At 62.8% G+C, this 23,122-nt stretch carries 26 protein-coding genes and 1 pseudogene; 16 read left to right on the forward strand and 11 right to left on the reverse strand.

All coding sequences use genetic code 11. The features are described 5' to 3' along the window. Nucleotides 1-93: 93 nt before the first annotated feature. Nucleotides 94-1,236: a GNAT family N-acetyltransferase gene (locus BRAGE_RS56290; RefSeq protein WP_027563145.1), complete on the forward strand. Its 1,143-nt coding sequence runs from the start codon at nt 94-96 to the stop codon at nt 1,234-1,236. 4 nt (nt 1,237-1,240) lie between these two features. On the opposite strand, the gene BRAGE_RS0144010 is transcribed toward BRAGE_RS56290, so the two are convergent. Beyond that, entirely contained in the window at nt 1,241-1,780 is a 540-nt protein-coding gene (locus BRAGE_RS0144010) for an RBBP9/YdeN family alpha/beta hydrolase (protein ID WP_027563144.1), read from the reverse strand. 122 nt (nt 1,781-1,902) lie between these two features. On the opposite strand from BRAGE_RS0144010, the gene BRAGE_RS0144015 reads away from it, so the two are divergent. Next, nucleotides 1,903-2,379, forward strand: a complete 477-nt coding sequence (locus tag BRAGE_RS0144015; RefSeq protein ID WP_027563143.1) for an Lrp/AsnC family transcriptional regulator — start codon at nt 1,903-1,905, stop codon at nt 2,377-2,379. Between the two features lie 108 nt (nt 2,380-2,487). Further along, the gene (locus BRAGE_RS0144020) at nt 2,488-3,357 is read left to right on the forward strand and encodes a protein-L-isoaspartate O-methyltransferase family protein (RefSeq protein ID WP_027563142.1); all 870 of its coding nucleotides are present in this window, start codon (nt 2,488-2,490) and stop codon (nt 3,355-3,357) included. Nucleotides 3,358-3,361: 4 nt separating this feature from the next. On the opposite strand, the gene BRAGE_RS57695 is transcribed toward BRAGE_RS0144020, so the two are convergent. The 4 genes from BRAGE_RS57695 to BRAGE_RS0144040 form a co-directional block, all read right to left on the reverse strand. Next, nucleotides 3,362-3,496, reverse strand: coding sequence for a hypothetical protein (locus tag BRAGE_RS57695; RefSeq protein ID WP_265441850.1), 135 nt, complete (start codon nt 3,494-3,496; stop codon nt 3,362-3,364). 116 nt (nt 3,497-3,612) lie between these two features. Beyond that, a complete protein-coding gene (wrbA, locus tag BRAGE_RS0144030; protein WP_027563141.1) occupies nt 3,613-4,212 on the reverse strand; it encodes an NAD(P)H:quinone oxidoreductase in 600 nt (199 codons plus the stop codon). 115 nt (nt 4,213-4,327) lie between these two features. Further along, nucleotides 4,328-5,026 carry a pirin family protein gene (locus tag BRAGE_RS0144035; protein WP_027563140.1) on the reverse strand — a complete coding sequence of 233 codons (699 nt, stop codon included), beginning with the start codon at nt 5,024-5,026 and terminating at the stop codon, nt 4,328-4,330. Between the two features lie 35 nt (nt 5,027-5,061). Then, nucleotides 5,062-5,814 (reverse strand): SDR family NAD(P)-dependent oxidoreductase, encoded by a 753-nt coding sequence (locus BRAGE_RS0144040; RefSeq protein ID WP_027563139.1) that lies wholly within the window; start codon nt 5,812-5,814, stop codon nt 5,062-5,064. Nucleotides 5,815-5,929: 115 nt separating this feature from the next. Between BRAGE_RS0144040 and BRAGE_RS0144045 the strand changes: the two genes are divergently transcribed. Continuing rightward, complete coding sequence (locus BRAGE_RS0144045) at nt 5,930-6,865, forward strand: LysR family transcriptional regulator (protein WP_027563138.1); 936 nt, start codon at nt 5,930-5,932, stop codon at nt 6,863-6,865. A 61-nt stretch (nt 6,866-6,926) separates the two neighbouring features. On the opposite strand, the gene BRAGE_RS0144050 is transcribed toward BRAGE_RS0144045, so the two are convergent. Beyond that, a complete protein-coding gene (locus BRAGE_RS0144050; RefSeq protein ID WP_027563137.1) occupies nt 6,927-7,184 on the reverse strand; it encodes a hypothetical protein in 258 nt (85 codons plus the stop codon). A 147-nt stretch (nt 7,185-7,331) separates the two neighbouring features. Here BRAGE_RS0144050 and BRAGE_RS0144055 point away from each other — a divergent pair, with 147 nt between their 5' ends. Further along, nucleotides 7,332-8,318, forward strand: a complete 987-nt coding sequence (locus tag BRAGE_RS0144055) for a Bug family tripartite tricarboxylate transporter substrate binding protein (RefSeq protein WP_027563136.1) — start codon at nt 7,332-7,334, stop codon at nt 8,316-8,318. 95 nt (nt 8,319-8,413) lie between these two features. Then, entirely contained in the window at nt 8,414-8,773 is a 360-nt protein-coding gene (locus BRAGE_RS0144060; RefSeq protein WP_027563135.1) for a hypothetical protein, read from the forward strand. Nucleotides 8,774-8,789: 16 nt separating this feature from the next. Here the strand turns inward: BRAGE_RS0144060 and BRAGE_RS0144065 are convergent, their stop codons facing one another. From BRAGE_RS0144065 to BRAGE_RS0144075, 3 genes are all read right to left on the reverse strand, one after another. Further along, on the reverse strand, nt 8,790-9,620 hold the full coding sequence (locus tag BRAGE_RS0144065; protein ID WP_027563134.1) for an adenylate/guanylate cyclase domain-containing protein: 831 nt from the start codon (nt 9,618-9,620) through the stop codon (nt 8,790-8,792). A gap of 159 nt (nt 9,621-9,779) precedes the next feature. Next, nucleotides 9,780-10,247 carry a YbaK/EbsC family protein gene (locus BRAGE_RS0144070; RefSeq protein WP_027563133.1) on the reverse strand — a complete coding sequence of 156 codons (468 nt, stop codon included), beginning with the start codon at nt 10,245-10,247 and terminating at the stop codon, nt 9,780-9,782. Nucleotides 10,248-10,286: 39 nt separating this feature from the next. Beyond that, nucleotides 10,287-11,018 (reverse strand): haloacid dehalogenase type II, encoded by a 732-nt coding sequence (locus tag BRAGE_RS0144075; RefSeq protein WP_027563132.1) that lies wholly within the window; start codon nt 11,016-11,018, stop codon nt 10,287-10,289. Nucleotides 11,019-11,200: 182 nt separating this feature from the next. On the opposite strand from BRAGE_RS0144075, the gene BRAGE_RS51215 reads away from it, so the two are divergent. The 9 genes and pseudogenes from BRAGE_RS51215 (at nt 11,201) to BRAGE_RS0144115 (ending at nt 20,056) form a co-directional block, all read left to right on the forward strand. Further along, the gene (locus tag BRAGE_RS51215) at nt 11,201-11,713 is read left to right on the forward strand and encodes a lipocalin-like domain-containing protein (RefSeq protein WP_141263234.1); all 513 of its coding nucleotides are present in this window, start codon (nt 11,201-11,203) and stop codon (nt 11,711-11,713) included. A gap of 29 nt (nt 11,714-11,742) precedes the next feature. Beyond that, nucleotides 11,743-11,877: pseudogene (locus BRAGE_RS53955) on the forward strand (heme-binding protein); the annotation flags it as partial. Nucleotides 11,878-12,343: 466 nt separating this feature from the next. Beyond that, nucleotides 12,344-13,615, forward strand: coding sequence for a sulfite dehydrogenase (gene soxC, locus BRAGE_RS0144085; protein WP_051378613.1), 1,272 nt, complete (start codon nt 12,344-12,346; stop codon nt 13,613-13,615). Then, nucleotides 13,602-14,144, forward strand: a complete 543-nt coding sequence (locus BRAGE_RS0144090) for a c-type cytochrome (protein ID WP_027563130.1) — start codon at nt 13,602-13,604, stop codon at nt 14,142-14,144. Before soxC ends, BRAGE_RS0144090 begins: the two co-directional genes overlap by 14 nt. Nucleotides 14,145-14,166: 22 nt before the next feature. Further along, nucleotides 14,167-14,823 carry a hypothetical protein gene (locus tag BRAGE_RS0144095; RefSeq protein ID WP_141263232.1) on the forward strand — a complete coding sequence of 219 codons (657 nt, stop codon included), beginning with the start codon at nt 14,167-14,169 and terminating at the stop codon, nt 14,821-14,823. A gap of 393 nt (nt 14,824-15,216) precedes the next feature. Beyond that, entirely contained in the window at nt 15,217-17,004 is a 1,788-nt protein-coding gene (locus BRAGE_RS0144100; protein WP_027563128.1) for a vanadium-dependent haloperoxidase, read from the forward strand. Nucleotides 17,005-17,403: 399 nt separating this feature from the next. After that, nucleotides 17,404-17,913, forward strand: a complete 510-nt coding sequence (locus BRAGE_RS0144105; RefSeq protein ID WP_231164147.1) for a hypothetical protein — start codon at nt 17,404-17,406, stop codon at nt 17,911-17,913. A gap of 636 nt (nt 17,914-18,549) precedes the next feature. Beyond that, nucleotides 18,550-18,918, forward strand: coding sequence for a hypothetical protein (locus tag BRAGE_RS0144110; protein ID WP_027563126.1), 369 nt, complete (start codon nt 18,550-18,552; stop codon nt 18,916-18,918). A gap of 139 nt (nt 18,919-19,057) precedes the next feature. Next, nucleotides 19,058-20,056: an ABC transporter substrate-binding protein gene (locus BRAGE_RS0144115; protein WP_027563125.1), complete on the forward strand. Its 999-nt coding sequence runs from the start codon at nt 19,058-19,060 to the stop codon at nt 20,054-20,056. Between the two features lie 109 nt (nt 20,057-20,165). Here the strand turns inward: BRAGE_RS0144115 and BRAGE_RS0144120 are convergent, their stop codons facing one another. Further along, nucleotides 20,166-20,600: a winged helix-turn-helix transcriptional regulator gene (locus tag BRAGE_RS0144120; protein WP_027563124.1), complete on the reverse strand. Its 435-nt coding sequence runs from the start codon at nt 20,598-20,600 to the stop codon at nt 20,166-20,168. A gap of 85 nt (nt 20,601-20,685) precedes the next feature. Here BRAGE_RS0144120 and BRAGE_RS0144125 point away from each other — a divergent pair, with 85 nt between their 5' ends. Continuing rightward, nucleotides 20,686-21,420, forward strand: a complete 735-nt coding sequence (locus BRAGE_RS0144125; protein WP_027563123.1) for an SDR family NAD(P)-dependent oxidoreductase — start codon at nt 20,686-20,688, stop codon at nt 21,418-21,420. An 815-nt stretch (nt 21,421-22,235) separates the two neighbouring features. Here BRAGE_RS0144125 and BRAGE_RS0144130 read toward each other — a convergent pair. Beyond that, nucleotides 22,236-23,120 carry an amidohydrolase family protein gene (locus BRAGE_RS0144130; RefSeq protein ID WP_027563122.1) on the reverse strand — a complete coding sequence of 295 codons (885 nt, stop codon included), beginning with the start codon at nt 23,118-23,120 and terminating at the stop codon, nt 22,236-22,238. Nucleotides 23,121-23,122: the final 2 nt, after the last annotated feature.

The following is a 23,122-nucleotide window of genomic DNA, read 5'->3' on the forward strand; positions in this document are numbered from 1 at the left end:
TGGGACCGGCTTAACGATAAGCAGCGACGTTGCTTGTGGTCTGCGGCAAAACATAATCTATCTGGAAACATTCAGTAATCGTATGTCCCGCGGATGACGTTTGTCAGCGTCGAGCAAGTCAACGGTCAGGTGTCCAGCGCGTCGGGAATCGCGGTCGATTTCGTGCGCGACTGGCGGCAGGCCGCATCGCGCCTGAGCGCAGGCCATCGCACCGCGTTCCAGCATGCTTACTGGCTCGGGCCCTGGTACGAGGCGTTCGGCGGCGGCGCGCCGCTGATCGCATTGATCTCCGATGCGGCGACGGGCAGGGACATCGCGGTGGTGCCGATGGTCAGCCATATCAGGCGCGGCATCCGCATCGTCGAATTTGCCGATTTCGGCGTCACCGACAACAACGCGCCGATCCTGGCGTCCGATGCAGCGCTGGACGCGGCGGCGATGGATGCGATCGGGGAGGCGCTCGTCGAGGCCTTGCGCCCGCTACCCGACGGCTTCGATCTGCTGCGCCTGAAGAAGATGCCGGCCCATGTCGGCGGCAAGGCCAACCCGCTGGTGTCGCTCGGCCGGATCGGCTCGAGCTCGCTCAATGGCAATCTCGTGCTGACCGGCGACCACTATGAGGCCTACCAGGCCTCGATCAAGCGCATGCAGATGCCTCGCTGCTGGCGCGTCTTCAGCCGGCACGCGGGCGCACGGTTCGAGATCGCCTCCGGTGTCGCGCGTGCACATGAGCTATTGGACGTGATGGATGCCCAGCAGCAGGCGCGCATGCGCAAGCTCGGCTCGCGCTTCGTCCTCAACGACGAGACCCATGCGAAATTCTATCGCGAGATCGCGCGCCAGGGTGTTGCGGATGGTTATGCCGTCATCTCGGCGCTGGTCTGCGACGAGGGCGTCGTCGCCACCACGCTCGGCGTCAGGCTGGGCGCGACCTATTTCCTCCTGCGCATCAGCCACGCCGGCGATCCATGGTCGAGCTGCTCGCCCGGTCTGCTCGTCACCGAGCGCACCATGGCCGCGCTGCATGCACAGGGCGTGCGCCGGTTCGATCTCAGCATCGGCAATCACGACTACAAGCGCCGCTTCGGCGCCGAGAAGGTGCCGCTGACCGATGTCAGCGTCGCGCTGTCCTGGCGCGGGCTCCCTTATGCCTTGCGCGACCATGCCGCGCAGGGCCTGCGCCGTCACCCGAGGCTTGCCGCCATCGCCACCCCGGCGCTGCGCAAGATGCGTTGACCCGTCATCGCGAAAGGCCTGCACTGAAGGCACCGAGCAACGCGCGGCCCTGCGGCCAGTCACCGAGCCCGCTCGACGCATTGATATGGCCGAGCGCGCCCAACACGACCAGCCCGGATTGCCAAGCGTGGGCTCGCTGCCGTGTCGTATCGATTTCGCCATAGGGATCGTCCGTGCTGGCAATGACGAGCGCGGGAAAGCGCAGTGCGCGGTCCGGTACGGCCTTGAACGCGGCAGCCTCCGCGGGAAAGTTGACGCCATCGGGATCGGGCACCGCAACCAGAAACGCGCCGGCGATGGCAGATGGCAAGCGGGCGGCCCAGTGCGCGACCAGCAGACAGGCGAGGCTGTGTGCCACAAGCACAGGCGGCTTCGCGCAGTGCCTGACCGCTTGCTCGAGCGATTGCTCCCAGTCGTCGAGATCGGGCTGGTCGAAGCTCGCCGGCTGAAATCGCGCGAAGCGCGCATCCTTGCGCTCCCAGAGCGTCTGCCAATGGGTGTCGCCGGAGCCGCCGAGGCCCGGCAAGGTGATGATGTCGTGCATGATCGTCCCGTGATATCTGAGATGGACGCGCAGTGTGGCCGGTCTGGGCGCTGCGTCACATGGCAAGTCATCGGCGCAATCGATCATCTGCCGATGATCTCAAGGCGGAATGGAGATTTTTCTTGGATCGTTTCGGGAGCATCGACGCCAAGGATCTGAAGATCCTGGAGGCGCTGCAAGCCAATGCGCGCGTGCCGCTGTCCGAGCTCGGCCGTTCGGTCGGGCTGTCCCAGCCGGCGGTCTCCGAGCGCGTCAAGCGGCTGGAGGAAGCCGGGATCATCAAAGGCTATGGCGCCCGGATCAATCCGCGTGCGCTCGGGCTCGGCCTGATGGCGCTGGTGCGCCTGCGCACCTCGCATGAGCACATCAAGACCTGCCTCAAGAGATTTGGCGAAATTCCGCACATCATCGAGGTCCACCGCGTGACGGGCGATGACTGCTTCGTGCTCAAGGTGCTCGTTCCCGCCCCGGAAGACCTCGAGACGATCGTGGATCGTATAGCCGGCTTCGGCACTGTGACGACCTCGCTGGTGCTGCGGAGCGAACCGCCACGGCCGATCGGCCGCGAGCTTGTCATGAAGAAAGCCGAGCGTCGCTGAGACGCGTCACAGCCGGCCGGTCATCGCATTGACACAAAGCTCGCGATTGCGTGGCGCTTCCGGCGATCGCAATCCTCGTGCTATCGTCGCTTCTCCCCCGGAGGCGACATGGAAGATCGTTCGGCTAAATATCGCGCATTCTATGCGCAGCTGATCTGCGCTGCGGCGAAAGCCGCGGATCCCCGGCTCGAACAGGCCTTCCGGACCGTCAGGCGCGAGCCGTTCGTCGGGCCCGGGCCGTGGTCGATCACGCTCGGCGGGCATCCTTATGTGGTCACGCCCGATGATGATCCTGCCTTCCTCTATCAGAACGCGCTTCTTGCACTGGATCCGGAGCGCGGCCTCAATATCGGCATGCCCAGTGCGCATGCATATTGGCTCAGCGGCTGTGCTGTCATGGAAGGTGAGACCGTCCTCCAGATCGGCGCGGGCAGCGGCTATTACACCGCGATTCTGGCGCATCTCGTCGGCCCCGGCGGCCGGGTCCATGCCTATGAGATCGACGAGCGCCTGGCGGCACTCGCACGCGACAATCTGAAGGACATCGCCCATGTCGATGTACGCGAACGTTCCGGCATCGCGTCGGACCTGCCCGCAACCGACGTGATCTATGTCTGCGCCGGCGCGGCGCAGCCGGCCACGGAATGGCTCGATGCGCTGCGCCCCTGCGGCCGGCTGGTGTTTCCCCTGGCGCCGGAAGGCATGCTCGGCGGCATGCTGATGATCACGCGCCCGGATGACGGCGCGATCTGGCCGGCGAAATTCCTCAGCCGGGCCCAGTTCATTGGCTGTGCGGGATTGCAGGATGAAGATGCCGCCCGCCGATTGGCCGAGGCGTTCGCGAAAGGATGGGAAAGCGTGCAGTCGTTGCGGAGGGAGGGCGCTCCGGACGAGACGTGCTGGTTTGCCGGTGAGGGCTGGTGGCTGTCGACGGCGCCGCCGACGGATTCAGTTCAGGTGGATATCGCGCAGGCCTAGCGCCTCACGATCCCGTGCATTCCGCGCAGTGCAGCCGGCCGCGCGAGGCGCGGAACAGGCTGCGGCAATACCAGCGCCGCGCCAGCGCCTGCGCGGGCTTGCGGATCATCTGCGCGATCAACAAGAGTTCGAAAGCCATTCGTATCGCTTTTGGTCGTACTATTCTGCCAACAGAGATGGGGCGGCATTCCCGAATGAGAATGCCGCCCGCGTCGCATCAGCCATGCAATCGGCCGCGCAGCTTAACCTTTCAGCTTAGCCGTGAAGTTTCTTGGCGGTCTCCGCGATCTGCCGGCCCTGATAGCGCGCGCCGGCGAGCTCGTTGGCGCTGGGCTGGCGGCTGCCGTCGCCGCCGGTGATCGTGGTGGCGCCGTAGGGCGCGCCGCCGGTGACCTCGTCGAGCTTCATCTGGCCGGCGAAGCCGTAGTTCAGGCCGACCACGACCATGCCGAAATGCAAGAGGTTGGTGATGATCGAGAACAGCGTCGTCTCCTGGCCGCCGTGCTGGGTCGCGGTGGACGTGAAGGCGCCGCCGACCTTGCCGTGCAGCGCGCCCTTGGCCCAGAGCCCGCCGGCCTGATCGAGGAAGTTCGCCATCTGCGAGGCCATGCGGCCGAACCGGGTCCCGGTGCCGACGATGATCGCGTCGTAATTGACGAGGTCTTCGATCTTGGCGATCGGCGCGGCCTGGTCGACCTTGTAGTACGAGGCCTTGGCGACTTCGGCCGGCACCAGCTCGGGCACGCGCTTGATGTCGACGGTCACGCCGGCCTCGCGCGCACCTTCGGCGACGGCATTCGCCATCGCTTCGATGTGGCCATAGGCGGAATAATAGAGGACGAGAACTTTGGTCATGGTGGTCTCCGGTGGGGGATTAGATGCGATTGGTTCGGTTGTTAGTTGTCGTTGCCGGGCTTGACCCGGAGATGGATGCCCGGCTCGAGGCCGGGCATGACGAGTTGTTGTGTTGTCACGCCGCGTCGACGAGCACGATCTCCGAATCCTCCAGCGCCGTGATCTTCAGCTTGTTCTCGTCGCGGATCGCGGCGCCGTCGCGGGCGTTGACGCGCACGCCGTTGATCTCGATCGAGCCCGCCGCCGGCACGAGATAAAGATGCCGTGCCTTCTGCGGCGCGTACTCGGCGCTCTCGCCGGCCTTCAGCGTGGTGGCGAGCACCCGCGCATCGGCGCGGATCGGCAGCGCGTCGGTGTCGCCTTCGATCCCGCTCGCGATCGTCACGAGCTTGCCGGAGCGGTTCGCCTTCGGAAACGGCTTCGAGCCCCAGGTCGGCTGTCCACCGCGCGCGGTCGGCTCGATCCAGATCTGGAAGATCCGCGTCTGCCTCGGCTCCAGATTGTATTCGGAGTGGCGGATGCCGCTGCCGGCGCTCATCACCTGCACGTCGCCGGCTTCAGTGCGTCCCTCGTTACCAAGGCTGTCCTGATGAGTGATCGCGCCCTCGCGCACATAGGTGATGATCTCCATGTTGGCGTGGGGGTGAGCCGGAAAGCCCGTGTTCGGCGCGATCTCGTCGTCGTTCCACACCCTTAAGGAGCCATGACCTATGTTGTTCGGATCGTAGTGGCTGGCGAAGGAGAAGTGATGCTTGGCCTTGAGCCAGCCGTGATCGGCGCCGCCGAGCTTGTTGAAAGGTCTGAGTTCGATCATTTGCGTAGTCCTTGGTTTGAACAAGCGAGCCTTGATCAGGCGTTGAAACCGCCGTCGACGTTGAGCACGGTGCCGGTGACGAAGGAGGCTTCCGGGCTTGCCAGGAAGACGACGCCGGCGGCGACTTCCTCGGGGCGACCGAAGCGCTGCAGCGCATGCTGCTTGCGCTGGGTCTCGGCGAACTCGCCGCCGTCCTTCGGGTTCATGTCGGTGTCGATCGAGCCGGGCTGCACCACGTTCACGGTGATGCCGCGCGGGCCGAGGTCGCGTGCCGCCCCCTTGGTGTAACCGACCACGGCCGCCTTGGTGGCGACGTAGTCGGCAAGGCCGGGGAACGAGGCGCGGTCGGCGAGCATCGAGCCGACCGTCACGATGCGGCCGCCTTCACCCATCAATTGCGAGGCGGCCCGGATCGCCGCGATCACGCCGTGCACGTTGATCTGATCCTGGCGGGCGAACGCTTCGGTGTCGGCCTTGGCATCGTCGATCGCACCACCGGCAGCGACGCCGGCATTGTTGACGAGGATGTCGAGATGGCCGAACTCCTTCGCGACATCATTGACGAGTTGCGTCACGTCCTTCGCCGAAGCTTGATCGGCCTTGAAGGCGCGGGCCTTCACACCCTTGGCCTTCAACTCGGCGACCACGGCCTCGGCCTTGTCGGGCGAGGCGACATAGCTGATGGCGACATCCGCGCCTTCATCGGCGAGAGCGCGGGCTGAGGCCGCGCCGATGCCGCGCGAGCCGCCGGTGACGAGGGCAACCTTGCCTGAGAGCTTCTTGGTCATTGGATTTCTCCAGTCCTGAATTTCTGATGACCCTTGGATAAGCCTCCGCCTGTGGTATAGAAATAGAAACTGTTGAAACGCATTGTTTCCCTAAATATCCTGATTGGACCGAGCTATGGCCAAACTCCCCGATTTCGAGGCGCTCGCGATTTTCGCAAAAGTCGTGGAATTACGGTCGTTTGCGGGGGCGGCGAGCGAGCTTGCGATGTCCAAGGCCACGGTATCCAAGGCCGTGACGCGGTTGGAAGAGCGGCTTGGCGCCCGGCTGTTCAACCGCACCTCGCGCCGGCTGGCATTGACCGATGCCGGCCACAAGCTCGCCGACCGCGCCACCCGCCTGCTCGCCGACGGCGAGGCGGCCGAGAACGAGGCGCTGGCGCAATCGGTGGCGCCGCGCGGCCTGGTGCGGCTCGCGGTGCCCATGACGTTCGGGATCAAGGCGGTGGCGCCGCTGTTGCCGGAATTCTTCGAGACCTATCCGGAGGTCTCGGTCGATCTGCATTTGAGCGATGCGACCGTCGATCTCATCGGCGAAGGCTTTGACATGGCGGTGCGGATCGCGCGGCTGCCGGACTCCTCGCTGATCGCGCGGCGGCTCTTCACGATGCCGCGCTTCACCGTGGCCGCGCCGTCCTATCTGAAGAAGCACGGACGCCCGACGCATCCGATGCACCTCGCCGAGCACAAATGCTTCAGCTACGCCTATCTCTCCACGCCCAACGTCTGGCACTACACCAATTCGGCCGGCGAGCAGGCGAGCGTGCGTCCCGGCGGCCAGCTCCGCGTCAACAATGGCGAAGCCGTGATGCCCTCGCTGCTCGCCGGCCTCGGCATCGCAGAGCTGCCTGAATTCATCGTCGGCGACGCCATCTCCTCCGGCGCCCTCGAAGTCATCTTGAAGGACTGGAAGCAGGCCGAAGGCGCCGTGCACCTCGTCACCCCGCCCGGCGGCCCGCGCCCCGCGCGCGTCGAGGCGCTCGGCGATTTCCTCGCGGCAAAGCTGCCGGGCACCTGCAAGCGGCGACCGCGGAAGGGCGGCAAAGCCGGATAGATAGGTGGGCACGGCGCTTCGCGCCTTTGCCCACCCTGCGACACCTCGCTTCTCGGCCTGACTACGGCACCTTCACGCCGTCGATCGCGGCGATGCGCAGGCTCGGTTTCAGCGTCTCTTCCAGCTGCGACTTCAATTCATGCACGCGCGGGTCGGTCGAGCGGGCCGCGCATACCGCGTATTGATGGACCGATTGCGCCAGGGCGCGCCGGGCCTCCGGCGTTCGCGTCAGGTCGGGCTTCGAAAGCCGCAGGACGATCGCCGCGAGATTCACCAGCATCTCGTCCAGCGCGACGTCGATGGTCGCAAGATTACGCATGACCCACTCCTGGCAGGGCAACAGCCGCTCCAGGGGATGCGTTCCCGGCCGGGCTGGACATGGTTAATGCCTGGTAAACGTCTTGTTCTTCCCAGTCGCCACGCTAGGCTGGGGTCGAAACAAGAAAAGTCAGGGAGGGGAGTTGCCATGGATCGACGCGATATCCTGCGCGCCGTTGCCGCATTGCCGTTGTTGCGGGCTGCATGGCCGGAGCCGGCCTTCGCGCAAGCCTATCCGGCGCGCAACATCACGCTGATCGTGCCGTTTCCGGCCGGCGGGCAGGCCGATCTTGCGGCGCGCCCCGTCGCGATGGCTCTGGAGCGGATCCTCGGCAAACCCGTGATCGTCGACAACCGCGCCGGCGGTGGCGGCGGCTCGGTCGGCAATGCCGCAGCGGCGCGCGCCGAGCCCGACGGCTATACGCTGCTGATGACGCTGTCCTCGCTCGCGGTGCTGCCCGAGGCCGACCGGCTGTTCGAGCGGCCGGTCGCCTACGAAGTCTCGCAGTTCATGCCGATCGCGCGCGTGCTCGCCGATCCCACCCTGCTCGCCGTGCCGGCCTCGGCGCCGTGGAAGACGGCGCAGGAGTTCGTCGAGGATGCAAAGCGACGGCCGGGCCAGATCACTTATGGCTCCTCCGGTCCCTACGGCACGCTGCATGTGGCGATGGAGATGTTTGCCGGCAGTGCCGACATCAAATTGCTGCACGTGCCGTTCCGCGGCGCGGGGCCGGCGCTGACCGCACTGCTCAGCGGCACGGTGCAGGCGATCGCCGCCGCACCCGGCACGCTGAAGCCGCAGGTCGACGACGGCAAGCTGCGCGTGCTCGGCAATTGCGGCGCCCAGCGCATCGCGAGCTTTCCTGACGTGCCGACGTTCCAGGAGCTCGGCTACAAGGACGTCGAGATGTACATCTGGGCCGGCTTGTTCGCGCAGAGCACGCTGCCTGCGCCGATCGCGGCCCGCCTGCGCGAGGCGATGGCGCAGGTGATGGCGAGCCCCGACGTGCTCAAATCGTTCGAGGCCTCGGGCAGCCTCGTCGCCTATCAGGACGCGCCGGCCTTCTCCGAATTCGTCGCGGCCGACAGCACGCGCCTGATCGCGGCGGTGAAGAAGATCGGCAAGGTGGAGTAGGTTCCAGCCGCACTTTCACATTTTTTTGTTGGTTCAGAACCTGACCGCGTCTCATTGATTGAGGACAAATCAAGAGAAGCGAGAAGGATTTGGACATGCGAACAGAGCGGATTGCGCTGGGTGTGGCGCTCGCGATCGGCGGCATCGTCGCGCAGGGCGCTGCATCCGCCCAGGAATATCGCGGCACCATGGAACAGCAGATGGCCTGCACGCCGGATGTGTGGCGGCTGTGCAGCGACCAGATTCCGGATGTGAACCGCATCGTGGCCTGCCTGCAACAGAACTCGCCGCAGCTCTCCAGTGGCTGCCGCGCGGTGTTCCGGTCCAACAACCAGGTGCAGCCGCAGCAGCAGGTGCCGCGTGGTCGTGCCGCGCCGCCGCCGCGCTATAACAATGCGCCGCCGCCACCTCAGCAGATGCAGCCGCCGCCGCCTTATGACAATGACGACGATTAGTGCTGCCTAGCCTGGTTCAGCGCTCCGGCTTGCTGTCCGATTGAGGTCGATGTCCAAGCGCCGTCCGCAAGACCACGGCAAAGAGAATGGCTGCGACTGGCCAATGGAACCAGATCTTATGGCCAGTGAAAAGATTGATCAGAATCAGGAAGGCCGACACCGTGAGTGCCACTGCAACCGGCCGGGGCAGCTTTCTGAGCCAAGCCGTGACGACATTCGTCGACGATGGTGCCACGCGCCTGTCTTCCATCCGCGGAGCACGCGCTCTTTCCAACGGCGTTGCGCTTCCCTCGATCGGGAAGCTCCCTTGCCCGGCGGTCCGGCCGCCAAGGGTCAGCCGGTAGCTGGTCAGGGGCGCAATGTTCTTCATGGGCCGCTGGCCGAGGCAGTCGAAGCCAACGGATAATTTGTTGTGCACCTGATCGTAGACGGAGCTCGAGATCACGACGCCGCCGGGATCAGCGAGTTCTTGCAGCCGCGATGCGATATTGACCCCGTCGCCATAGATGTCGGAACCATCAACCATCACGTCGCCGAGGTTGATGCCGATGCGAAACTGCATCGGGTTCGCCTGAGGCGCGTCCGAATCTTGACTGGAAATTTCCTGCTGAATCTCGACCGCGCACTGCACGGCCTCGACGACGCTGGCGAACTCGGCGATCACGGCATCGCCCCAGGTATTCACGATGCGGCCGTCATGACGCTCGACCAATCGCGCAATGGCGGTGCGGTAGCGGCGGAGCGTCTCCAACGTTCCGGTCTCGTCCGCTTCCATGAGACGAGAATAGCCGTACACGTCAGCGCACAGCACGGTGGTCAGTCGTCGTTTCACCTTGTCGTCGGTCATCGTCGCCATGCTAGCCTTCCTGACCGGCAAATGCATCAGGCATCGTATCCGGTGCCACCGTAGGCAACGACCGGTTGTGGCGCCAGGCCGTCTTAGCCCCGCAATGACTCGCTGCCAGCCAGGGTCCGCATGTCCGCGGCTGTCGAGGCCGGCGCCGCTTTAAGGCCGGTGCTCGCAGACGTCGACCCATTCGGCCGCGGTCAGCTCGGCCAGGCGATCGGGGGTGATGCGCACCGCGCTGTGGGTCGAGCCTGCGGCAGGAACGACGATGTCGAACGCCTTCAGCGAGACGTCGCAATAGATCGGCAGCGGTGATTTCAGCCCGAACGGGCAGACGCCGCCGACCTCATGGCCGGTGATGTCGGCGACCTCTTCCAGCCCCAGCATCTTCGGCTTGCCGCCGAACTGCGCCTTCACCTTCTTGTTGTCCATGCGCGAGGTGCCGGCCGCGACGATTAGGATCACGCGTTCGCCGACGCGCAAGGACAGCGTCTTGGCGATCATACCGGGCTCGACGCCATAGGCCTCGGCGGCCAGCGTCACGGTCGCCGAGCTGATCGGGGATTCCATGACGGAGATGTCGGGGGCTTTCTCGGCGAAGAAGGCGCGAACGGATTCCAGGCTCATTCCAGTCTCATGGGCGGGGCGGCGATCTCTGGGCGATCCCTAGATGATCCCTGGCAGCTCGGAGAGCGCGCGGACGCGGTGGTCCGGCGCAAAGCCAAGCTCGTCCATCTGGGTGCGGATCGCCTTGAACATGGTCAGCGGTGCCACGAGTTCGTTCTCGACGCAAGCCAGCGCCATTGCCTCGGGCGTGACGCGCTCGATCCAGGCGACGTTCAATCCAAACGACTTTGCGCCCGCCACGTCCCATGGATTGGAGGAGACGAACAGCACCTCGTTCGGTGCGGTGCCGAATGTCTCGCCGATCAGCTCATAGGCCTCCGGGCTCGGCTTGAAGACCTTCTTGGCATCGACGCTGACGGTGGCATCGAGCAGGCCGTCGAGCTTGGTGTTGCGCACCAGCGCATTCAGCATGTCCGGGCTGCCATTGGAGAGGATGGCGAGCTTTCGCGGTTTCAGGGCCGCCAGCGCTGCCGCCGCATCCGGATAGAGATCGAGGTGCAGGTACTTCTCGATGACGCGCTCGAACGCCTCGCTCTCATAGGCGAGGCCGACCATGCGCAGCGTATAGGCGAGCGAGTCGCGCGTGACGGCCTCAAAATCTTGATAGCGCCGCATCAACGAGCGCAGCCAGGTATATTCGAGCTGCTTGATCCGCCAGACCTGCGTGATGATCTCGCCGTAGCCCGGAAACGCGTCCTCGGTGATCTCGGCGACGGACTGGATGTCGTAGAGCGTTCCGTAGGCGTCGAACACGACGGCTTTGATGGTCATCGGCTGTCCTTCCCGGCAGTTGCGGTCACAAGAGATCCGCTTGGGGGAGTGCGCATAGTCGTCAGCTTACCAACCACAGCGGAAATCTGCCACTGCAAGTATGATCGGAGGCTTGTGACCCATTGCTGAAAATCGGAGCGCCGAGTAGCCTTGCCCACGTTGCCAAAGAGCAGGAGCGTCTCATGAACAGGCGTTATGCAATTGGACTCTGTGCGACGGTGTTGATTTCGGTTGTGACGTTCCCGAATAGTAGTGTTGCCCAAGTAAAGTCTCTTAAGGATCGGTTGGTTGGCACTTGGATTTACGTGTCCAGCACCGGGACGCGTGAGGATGGTAGCGCCGTAGAGCGGCCAAAGCTGCAAGGCGCTGTCACCTACGCCGCCGATGGTCACTTCCATTTCATTACGGTTCGCTCCGATGCTCCAAAGTATGCATCGGGCGATTCTGCACGGCCGTCCCCTGAGGAGGCCATGGCCATTGCGTCAGGTGTGGTTGCTTACACTGGGACATACACAGTCGACGAGAGCACGAAGACGATCCACGTCAACATCGAAACGAGCTCGTTTCCTAATTTGGTCGGAACGCCAAATCAACGTCGGATCGTGACATCGATTACGGACGATGAATTGAAGTTTACAAATCCACGCACCCCAGCTGGCATCACGCTGGAGCTGGTATTCAAACGGGCGAAATGACGATCTGGATTTCCGTTTGTCGCGACGTTCGTGGCGGATTGATTGTCGAAGCGGGCGGCTCGCTAGTCGGAGCCGTCGGTGTGTCTGGTGGGCCTGGCGGTGATGCTGACGAAGCCTGCGCTAGGGCCGGAATCGACGCCCTACGCGGCAAGCCGGAGTTTTAGGGCCGCTTGTCCGCCTCGGTGACAAAAAACCGCGAGCGCCGCATCGGCGAGCGCAGCCAACAGCCCTTCTCGGCGCGGCTGCGGCGTGACCTGCCTATTGGCCCATGGCTCACCCCAGCTCAGAGCGCCGCGAAGTCTGCTTCCTGATGGTGACCCGAACAGGGCCATGCAAGCTGGCCAAGGCCGCCTTTGACCCAACTCGGACATCAGAGACACTGGTTTTGACCAGAATGCTCGTGCGACATCCTTGCCAATTTGAAGGTCTTTTGGATGGGCGTAGTCTTCTTTAGAGCTGCTTTTCGAGACGGGACGTGCCGACGTCTCCGTTCGACGCGAATGGCAGTAATGCCGTCGGCAGGCATCACACTCTCAATAAAACCGACAGTCCTTTTGTGCCGGTCTCACGAGCACTGGCCGTGCGCGCGGACATGCGAGTTCATTTGACCGCAACGAAGGAGTGCTGCTCATGGTTGGAAAAACTCATCCCGAACCAGGCGATCGGGCGGCCGGCAATGGAATTCTAAGCCGGCGCATTTTTCTTGAAGGCGCGCTCGCTGTTGGTGCGACCGGTGCGGGCCTGTCCTGCGGATCGGCGGAACAGCTTACGGTGCAGCCGTGGATGAAGGTGCCGGGTCCCGGATTTGCGGGCTACGGCCAGCCCTCACCGTTCGAGAGCAAGGTCGTCAAAGTCTTTCCGCCGCCCCCCAACCCGGCCGGTGTCGGCTCGTCACGCACGCCACTGCACATGCTCGAAGGAATGATCACACCATCTGGGCTGCATTTCGAGCGTAGCCATTCCGGCATCCCAGAAATCGATCCCGATCAACACCGGCTGGTGATCCATGGACTTGTGAAGCGCCCGCTTGTGTTTACGGTCGAAGCGCTGTCGCGCTATCCGATGCAATCGCGCATCGCCTTCATCGAGTGTGGCGGCAACAGCCAGGCGCTCAACGCGCCTCAGGCCCAGCCGCTCAATGTGGCGGCTATTCACGGCCTACTGGGTTGCGCGGAATGGACCGGTGTGCGGCTCTCCACGTTGCTCGACGAAGCTGGCATCGAACCTGAGGCGCGCTGGGTGATCGCCGAGGGGGCTGACGCCGCCGCCATGAGCCGCAGCATCCCGCTCACCAAGGCGATGGATGATGCGCTGCTCTGTCTCTATCAGAACGGCGAGCGAGTGCGGCCTTCGAATGGCTACCCGGTGCGGCTGTTGCTGCCTGGTTTCGAGGGCAACATGAACGTGAAGTGGCTGCGCCGGCTCAAGCTGACCGCAGGCCCCGCCATGACCAAAGACGAAACATCGAAATACACGATCCTACTCAAGGATGAAAAGGCTTGGCAGTTCGTGTTCCCGATCGAAGTAAAATCCGTCATCACGCGTCCGTCGCCGGGACTCGCGCTGAAGGGACCGGGATTCTACGAGATTTCCGGGCTCGCCTGGTCGGGCAACGGCAGCATCCGGCAGGTCGACGTGTCGGCTGACGGCGGACGAAGCTGGGCGCCGGCAGCTTTGCAGGGCCCGATCCTGCCAAAGGCGCCCGTGCGCTTCCGCGCAGCGTGGCAATGGAACGGCGGTCCCGCCGTGCTGCAGAGTCGCGCCACCGACGACACGGGCTTGGTGCAGCCAACGCGTGCTCAGTTCGCCGACGAGCGCGGCTTGCGTGGGGTCTACCACTACAACGCCATCGCAAGCTGGCGCATCGACGAGATGGGGGAGGCCAGCAATGTTTACGCTTAAACCCATTGCAGTAGTCTGCGTATCTATGCTGACCGTTGTACCGGCGGCCCTGGCCCAGGCCCCGCAGTTCGGGCAACCGATCGCGCCCCCCGACATCGCAGCGTGGGACATCAGCATCGGACCGGATGGAGCAGGTCTGCCGCCTGGTCGTGGCACCGCAATCGAGGGGGAAGCCATCTATGTAGCGAAATGTCAGGCCTGTCACGGCGAGAAGGGAATCAGCCCCAGTGTCGCGCTCGCTGGAGCGCTTGCCGGCGGCATGGGCACATTGGCGCCGGACAAAACACCGATAAAGACTGTGGGAAGTTTCTGGCCCTATGCAACAACGCTGTTCGACTACATCCGCCGCGCAATGCCATTCCAAGAGTCGAAATCGCTCACCGCGGACGAACTCTACGCGGTATCGGCCTATATCCTCAATCTCAACGGGATCGTCGGATCGAACGATGTGATCGACGCGCAGTCGCTGCCCAACGTGAAAATGCCGAACCGGGACGGGTTCATCCTGTTCCCGCGCAATCCGAAGTAAGGGGGCGGACCTTAGTCCACACATGGCCCATCGCGACCAACCCGATTTGGCCTCTTTATGTCGGCGAGGAGGGGCACAGCAGCCGATATTTGCTCAGTCGGAGTTCTTCGCTGTTTGCCTCCTATCGGACAGAGGACCGGGCGAACCGCACGAATGGATGGTGCGACTAATACTGCACAAGACGTTCATCGAAGCCGCCATCCTTCGCCTCGTACTTTTTAATCGAACCACCATGACCAGCCTGCTACTGCTGTTTGCGATGCTCTACGCCGCGTGCGGGCTGGTACTCAGCATCGTTGTGAATGCGGTGTCGTTCACCAGCGTACAACTCGGCGGAAATGCCTTGTTTCCAGTGCTTATGTGGGGAATCTTCCCGGCCTTTTTGTCGGTCATCCTCATCGGCATTTCGGAAAGGGAAGGGAAGATGCGTAGCGGTGTGGGTGAGGAGATCGATCATTGGGAGCTGGTATTTGCGGGGTGCCCCTCGTTGATGAAATATATCTTCTGGGTCTGTTTCGTTTATGCGTGGGCGATCGGTATCGTCCTCGCCATATTGCAAACCCACGAACCGAACCTGATTTGGCGCGGCGCCTCCGCTTTTTGGATGGCGTTCTATGCGTTGGGCCTTGCGTCGGTTACAGGCGCCTATCTCCGCCGCGGCGCGCCTCAAACGCCGTGAAGGGCGATGGCTCTCATTCCTCAATGTCGGTGATCTCTCAGGTGAGCTGCCCGACCAGTCCGCAAGCGCGTTAGCAGGTCCATCGATTTTCACTTTCTTGCTCGGATGTCGGCTCTTGGGCCCGGCGCTGACTTTCGCGCAGGGCGCCCAATGTCTGCTGCCGAGCGAGAAGCGGAACTAGGTCGCGCCGGGTAACGAGGGCAGCTAATGAGACCCATAGCTGACGCCGACGGTGGCCCCGGCCGGTGCACAATTGGTCTGCTCGACTCACCATTGATCTGAGTCAATCTCCTCAGTGTCCTCCCGGTGAAATGATTTCGACTGCAGCATGCAAGTAATCGGACGGCTCCGGCGCAATCCCGCCGAAACTTTCCCGCGAGGGAGGAGGCCTCCATGGCTGACCATGCCACCGTTCCAACTGAATTCTGCCTGGCGTCGCCGGGCCCGTCGACCGCGATCACTCGCCGCTCGCTGCTTGGCGGGACCGGCATTGCGGTTGGTGCCGCCGTGCTTGCGTCTCCGCCGAGCATGCCCGGGTTCGCCCCGGCGCTGGCGCAGCCTGCGAGCGCAAACGCCCGACCGCTCGACGAGGCATTCAAACACCGGGCCTTTGAAGTCCGCGGGGTCTGTGCGAGCAACAACGAGAAAATTCCCATCGCGCCCCACCCCGCGAATGGCGACGAGGCGCGCTACAGTAACAAGATCGGCTCCGATTCACGTGGCCTGCCGCACGACAAACGCGGCGAAGTGACACAGGAGGCTTGGCAGGCTCTCTATGCCGCCTGCCAGTCGGGCGATCCCGCCGATTTCGAAAAGATCCCGCTTGGCGGCACTCGCAAGCTGGTCAATCCCTTGGGCACGCTGGCAGTCAGTCTCAGCGGCATAAACGCAACTCAGATTGGAATACCCCCGGCACCGGCTCTTGCAAGTGCGGAGCGCGGCGGCGAGGCGGTCGAGGTATATTGGCAATCCCTGCTTCGTGATGTTCCGCTTACCGAGTTGCGCGACGACACCTCCAATCGGGACGTGCTTGTAGCAACCGAGGAGATCAACAAGCTTGCCGATTTCCGAGGGCCGAAGTCTGGTGGGCGGGTCACGCCCGGCACACTGTTCCGCGCCAATGCGCTTTATTTCGACGCAGGCGACCCGAAGGGCCGCTCCGTCACGCCTCCAGGCGTTTTGAACGGTCCGCTGATCTCGCAGTTCCTGCTCAGGGACGCGCCCTATGCCTCACAGTGGATCAGTGCTCAAATTCGTACCGCGTTGCCCGCCAGCGAATTCCTGACTGACTACGAGGAGTGGCTGGCGATCCAGAATGGCGCCGCACCGAAGCGCCAGTTGCAGTTCGACGCGACACCGCGATACATCACGACAGGAAGAGATCTCGCAGAGTATATCCACACTGGTCCGGCACTCGGGTGGGCGGCAGCGCTGCTCCTCGCAACCCCAGGAGGCGGGGCAGACAAGCGCTACTCCGGGATCTATCCACCGGCAGAGCCCGTGTCCTACCCCTCGAACCCGTATCGGAAATCGAAAACCCAGGGCCCCGGTGGTGGCACCTTCGGATTGCCCTACGTGCAGGCACTGCTCGCCACGGGGATCAGTAACTCCGTCCGCGCGTCTTATTGGCAGAAGTATTTCGTGCACAGGGCTGTGAGACCGGAAGCCTACGGTGCTCTGGCGCACCATCGCCTCGCCAATGGCGTGAGCGACTACCCGCTGCATGATGATTTCCTGAAATCGGAAGCCCTCGCTCGCAGCAAGGCCAAATACGGCACTTATCTGCTGTCGCAAACCTATCCGGAGGGCGCGCCCTTCCACTCCACCTATCCCGGCGGGGCCACGAGCGTTGGGGCCGTCACGGCTACCATATTGAAGGCGTTCTTCGACGAGAGCCGCGTCATCGCCAATCCGGTGCAGCCCGATCCGGCTGACCCGACAAGGCTCGTGCCCTATGACGGCTCACCGCTCACGGTCGGCGGAGAGTTGAACAAGCTCGCGGTGAATTTCGGTTTCGGACGGAATTGGGCGGGCATCCACTGGCGTTCCGACGCCTCCGCCTCAATGGCGATCGGTGAGGAAGTGGCTATCTGCATGTTGCGGGACGAGCGCGCCACCCTTCGCGAGCCGTTCGACGGCTTCTCCTTCACGCGTTTCGACGGCAGCCGCGTGACGATCTGACAGCAGACGGGCGGCGTGCCTGCCGTGCGGCGCCGGTGCACATGAGCGGAAGCGTTTATGCTCGACGGCCTGTCGGTGATGGCCCAGCGCCTCGCCTGCGAAATTGACGTTGGCCCGAAGGCGGCCTCGTTCTGATCACGATGCGCGTTGGATTGACCTGGCCCTTAACCCGTAACAGCCCTTGATCTGGCGCAATACCCTCCAACAGCGACCATGCATTCATTCTATGGGGCAGGCTTTAATGGATAGTGGAGAACGTCCATGAAGCAGATGAGTCTGGGCAAAGTTGCAATTGCAACCTCGGCCTTCGCGTGCGCGACGTTGCTCTCGTTCAGCTGGTCTGAACAGCGCGGTGTCTCGCTGTCAGTTGAGAGCGCGCAGGCGCGGATTGGTCGCCCATTGACACCCCTTAGCGGTGCCGGCGTTGCGCGTCGCCATTACCGGCGGGCTGCGTACGGCTACGGTGCTGGTGTGGTCGGTGCTGGCTTGGCGGCCGGCGCGATTGGGACGGCCGCGATAGCGGCCACCTCACCTTATGGGTACTATCGTGGCGGCCCTCATGTAGACGCCGGGTGGGGCTACACTGGCAATTATTATGGCAGCTACTACGGCAGTCCTGGCTACTACGACGGCTACGCCAATCGCAGCTACGTCACCGGGCGGCCAACGCTGTTTCCGCGCTACTACGGCAGCAGCTATGCAGCTGGCGGCTACCCTGCCGGCAATTACGACGGCTACGCCAACCGCAGTTACGTCACCGGACGGCCAACGCTAATTCCGCGCTACTACGGCGACGCCTATGCCGCTGGCGGCTACCCTGCCGACTATTACGGCGGCTACGCCAACCGCAGTTACGTCACCGGACGACCGACGCTGATTCCACGCTACTACGGCGGCTGGAACTGGTGAAACGAAGGCTTTTGCGTTCGGAAGCGTCGAGCGGTCGCGCCTTGACAGGTCAAGCAATTTGAATCGCTTGATTTGGATCAAGCACGAAGATCTGGAAATCTCGCATGCAGAACCAGCAACTATCACTATTGGCGAGGACACTCTCATGAAAAAGATGAGCATGTTTGGCGCAATTTTGGTGGGAGCGACGATATTGTGCGCCGCCCCGATTTCGATTCAGTGGTCGCAAGAGAAGGGGTTGTCCGTATCGTCGGACAATGCTTCCGCCCGAGTAGGAAGACCGGCAACTGCAACGAGTGTCGCTGGCGTTGCGCGGAGAGCGGATCGACGGGCGGTGCGCCGCTGCGCAACGGGAGTTACCTGCTAGAGGTGATGTCAGCTTGTGACTCCAACCGGTCGACCCGGCATGTCCGCTAGAGTCCACTCTATGGGGTGAAGCGGGCTCGATATACTCAACCAGGGCTCCTCTGATGGTGACCCTAAGCGGGCATTACCTGACGCCGCCAAGGTCGTAACCCCTGCTTCGCTTCACTGCTCCAGGCAGGGAAGCTGCGAAGCCTTGCGCCGGATCAAAGGTGATTTTCTGGACCTGCGGAGCTCGCAAAGCAGGAACGTCCATTTGCAGGGGACTGAAAAATGAAGATTGCATTCTTATCGCTGGCCCTAGTGGGCCAACCGGTCCCGATACCGGTCTCTGATAAGGTTCCGGTGCTGAATGTGGAGGCGCTGTGCAAGGCAACAGTAGACGATGCCAAAGCACAGGGACTGACTGCCGTTCAGAGTTTCTCGGACTGCATGAAGGACGAAAAGCAGGCGCAACAACAAATAAGCACTTTGTGGGCGACCAGTCCCAGTGATGTTCGCAATCGTTGCGAGGGCGGCACTACGTCGATAGGGATGCAAAGTTACGTCGAACTGCTCACGTGTTTGCAGGCCGCAATTGTCTCAGCCCACCCCGAGCTTGTCCCTCCAAGGCAAGGAATCAGGGACCGTAATAAACAGTAGCTGGATGAAGGCCTGTTATCTTGGAAAGGCCGAGTCGGGCTCTGGCCCTAAGCTGCCTTTCCTCTTATGCACCTGAACGTCGGATACCGATGGGATTAGAAGCATATGTTAGACAGTCGCTCGGCCTGAGGGCGACGAAATGCGACGGCGCGAGTTCATAACGCTTGTCGGCAGTACGATGGTGGCGTTGCCGCTCGCAGCGTTGGCCCAGAAAGCGGGACGGACCTATCGCCTGGGTTGCTTGTCTCCGCATCCTCGCGATATTCAATTTAACGTACGTTTTTTCGACCAACTACGGCGCGCTGGTTTCATTGACGGCCAAAACCTCACGATTGATTACCGCGCCTTTGCATCTCAGATCGATCTGATTTCGCAACTCGCGGCGGAGCTGGTCATAGCCCAACCCGATGTCATCTATGCTGCTGGACCCGAGGCAGTTGGCGCCGTACAGCGGGCAACCAAGAGCATTCCTATCGTTGGGATCACAGGCGATATGGTCGGGGAGGGATTGGTAAAATCGTTCGCCCGGCCCAATGGCAATATCACGGGGATCAGCATTTTTGCTCCTGAGCTTGACGGCCTGCGACAGGACATCCTGATCGAAGCCGTGCCCGGGATTCGCCGCATGGCGGCTCTCGCCGACGACCTTTGGTTCGAACGCGTGGTGCAGGGACGGTTGCGAGGCGAGGCGAAGGTTCGCGCCCTGCAAGAGGCGGCGCGCGGACGCAACGTTGAGCTTTCAATCTATCGCGTCACCAGAGCTGAGGAGATTGCAGCGACTATCGATAAGGCACAGGCATCGGGGGCCACGGCGCTGAATGTTCTTAATTCCGGGATGCTCGACGGCAATGGTCCACTGATTATGGAACGAGTTGCAGCACTGCGCCTTCCAACCATGTATCAGTGGGGAGTGCGAGCCGAGCAAGGTGGCTTTATCGGCTACGGTCCATCCTCCGATCACTTGGCAGACCTGACTGCCCGATTCGCGGCGAGCCTTTTGCGCGGCACGATGCCTGCCGATCTGCCGGTCGAACAGCCGACGAAATTCGAGCTGGTAATCAACCTCAAGACCGCTAAGGCGATGGGTGTGACGGTTCCGGAGGTTTTGTTGGCGCGCGCCGACAAGGTGATCGAGTGAGACGATGCTCCGCATGAGTCTGCTTGTGGCCCAAGCCGGACTCAGGGCAAGCACCTCCAACGCGCTGCAATCCAGGGCGGAGCGGACCTCGGACGAAGAGCAGCGCGAACTAGACGGTCGGTGGACGTTCTCGCCGCGTCCAGGTCGCCCGCTCGGCGAAGACCTGGCTGACCTCAGCCATGTGCTCGGTGCCCCACGCGCAGAGCGGCACCAGCGCTTCGGCCAGGCTGTGGCCCAGAGGCGTGAGGCTGTAGTCCACCCGCGGCGGCACTTCCTTGTAGTCGGTTCGCTTCACGAGACAATCGGACTCCAACTCCTTGAGCTGCTGGATCAGCACCTTGTCGCTGACGTCGCGCACGGATCGCCGAAGCTCGCCGTAGCGGGTCGGCCCGCCCTGCGCGAGGAAGTACAGGATCAGCGGCTTCCACTTGCCGGCGACGACCCGCAGGGTCGCGTCGAGGCCGCAGGTGAAGCCGGGCAAATTCGGCGTGCAATTCTGGACGGAAGGTGAAGTCTGCGCCGGCGGTGAGATCGGGTCTGACATTTTTGGGCACTTACCAAAAGGTGCATACTTGTCGATAGGTGGGTACGCCGCCAGCTCAGTGCAACCTCAATGAAGGGAGCACATCATGAGCAGACTACAAGGCAAGACGGCAGTGGTGACCGGCGGCGGCACCGGCATCGGGCTTGGAGCGGCAAAACGGTTCGTCGACGAAGGTGCGTTCGTCTATCTCTTCGGGCGGCGGCAGGAGCCGCTCGATGCCGCCGTTGCTCAGCTGGGGCCCTCGGCGCGCGCCGTCAGGGGCTCGGTGACTGATCTGTCCGATCTCGACCGGCTGTATGCGGCGGTGAAAGCCGAACGGGGCGGGGTCGATATTCTGTTTGCCAATGCAGGGACCGGATCGTTCGCGCCGCTCGGCGAGATCACGGTCGAGCACTACGATCAGATTTTCGACGTCAACGTGAAGGGGCTGGTGTTCACGGTGCAGAAGGCTCTGCCGCTGATGACAAAGGGGGCGTCGATCATCCTCACCGGCTCGAGTACGGGCGTGATGGGGACGCCGCAGTTCAGCATCTACAGCGCGACCAAAGCCGCGATCCGCAATCTCGCGCGCAGCTGGGCGCAGGATCTGCGCGGCACCGGCATCCGCGTCAATGTGCTGTCTCCGGGGCCGACCAAGACCGAGCTGGCGTTGGAGGTCGTCGGCGAGGAAGCGTTCGATGCGCTCGGAAACTCTACGCCGATCGGGCGTGTGGGCGATCCCTCCGAGACGGGGGCCGTGGCCGCTTTCCTCGCATCCTCGGACAGCAGCTTCATGACCGGCGGCGAGGTCTTCGTCGACGGCGGCCTGGCGCAGGTCTGAGGCCTCGTTCACCTCTCCCGCTTGCGGGAGAGGTCGGCGCGTCCCGGGCGATGCGAAGCATCGTCCCGCGCGCCGGGTGAGGGCTTTCTCCTCTTGGTGATTGTCCCATTGTGGAAACACCCCCTCCCGCAAGCGGGAGAGGGTGTGCGCCTCCGTTGTAGCAATCAACCTGATCTCATCACGCTTTAGGCTCGGGCGTGTACTCATAAATCCGCGCGTCCGCTTTTGGGCCATGAGGGGACCAAGCTCGGGCAAGTCCGGGATGCCTGATCGTGCCCCTCAGCAGACATTGGCTTTGCAGTGCCCTAAATGGGCGACCTGCGCTTCAGCTTCGGTCGCTTGATCCAAGTCAACGTCTGGCAGTGATTGGGATAAGAGGCTCTCTCGTTTCTCGATGGGAGGAGCACATGAGGAATGTGGTCGGACTGCTCCTTGTTGGGTTAGCCGTCACCCCAGCATTGGCTCAGAAAGCGAAGGAGCAAACACCCAAGCAACCTACACTTATTGAGCAAGCACGACCGGGGGTCACCTACGAGGATTGCGTCACCCGATGCGAGAAATGCGGATCGGGTCTACATACAGATTGCGTTAGGAATTTTTGCACGGGCTATCCTCACCGAAAACCGGGAGCCGAGCCATTGCCTGTGGTTTGCCCGGAGACGGATTAGGGACCGTAATAAACAGTAGCTGGATGAAGGCCTGTTATCTTGGAAAACCGAGTCCGGTTGTGGCCCTTAGCCGTCCTCGGTCTTCGACGACGTGATGTCTGCTTTCAGAGGTCGAACAGACTCGCGCTGGAATTATGAGTACACACCCTAGATCCCCAGCAGTTTTCGTGCGTTCGCCTTCAACACCTTCGGCCGGATCTCGTCCCGGATCTCGATCTTGGCAAAATCCGACAGCCAGCGGTCCGGCGTGATCACCGGCCAGTCCGAGCCGAACAGCATCTTGTCCTGCAGGATCGAGTTGATGTAGCGCACCAGGATCGGCGGGAAGTATTTCGGCGACCAGCCGGAGAGGTCGATGTAGACGTTCGGCTTGTGGGTCGCGACCGACAGCGCCTCTTCCTGCCAGGGGAAGGAGGGGTGCGCGAGGATGATCTTGAGGTCGGGGAAATCGGCCGCGACGTCGTCCATGTACATCGGGTTGGAATATTTCAGCCGCATGCCCATGCCGCCGGGCATGCCCGAGCCGACGCCGGTCTGGCCGGTGTGGAACAGCGCGATCGCGCCGCCATTGTTGATCTCTTCATAGAGCGGATAGGCCATGCGGTCGTTGGCGTAGAAGCCCTGCATGGTCGGGTGGAATTTGAAGCCGCGCACGCCGTATTCCTCGATCAGCTTGCGCGCCTCGCGCGCGCCGAGCTTGCCCTTGTGCGGGTCGATCGAGACGAAGGGGATGAGGACGTCGAGATGGTCGGAGGCGATCTCCAGCATCTCCTCGTTCTTGTAGCGACGGAAGCCGGTCTCGCGCTCGGCATCGACAGGGAAGATCACCGCGGCGATGTTCTTGGAGCGGTAGTAGGCCGCGGTCTCCGGCACGGTCGGCGGATGCTTGTGCGGCGACTTGAAGTACTCCGCCATCTGCGCCTGGAAATCGTCATAGCCGTCGTCGGGATGGGTGCCGCAGGGCTCCTCGGCATGGGTGTGGATGTCGATGGCGACGACGTCGTCGATGTTTGGCAGCTTTAGCTTTGGCATTG

The organism is Bradyrhizobium genosp. SA-4 str. CB756 (assembly GCF_000473125.1).
GTDB classification, from domain to species: Bacteria; Pseudomonadota; Alphaproteobacteria; order Rhizobiales; family Xanthobacteraceae; genus Bradyrhizobium; species Bradyrhizobium arachidis.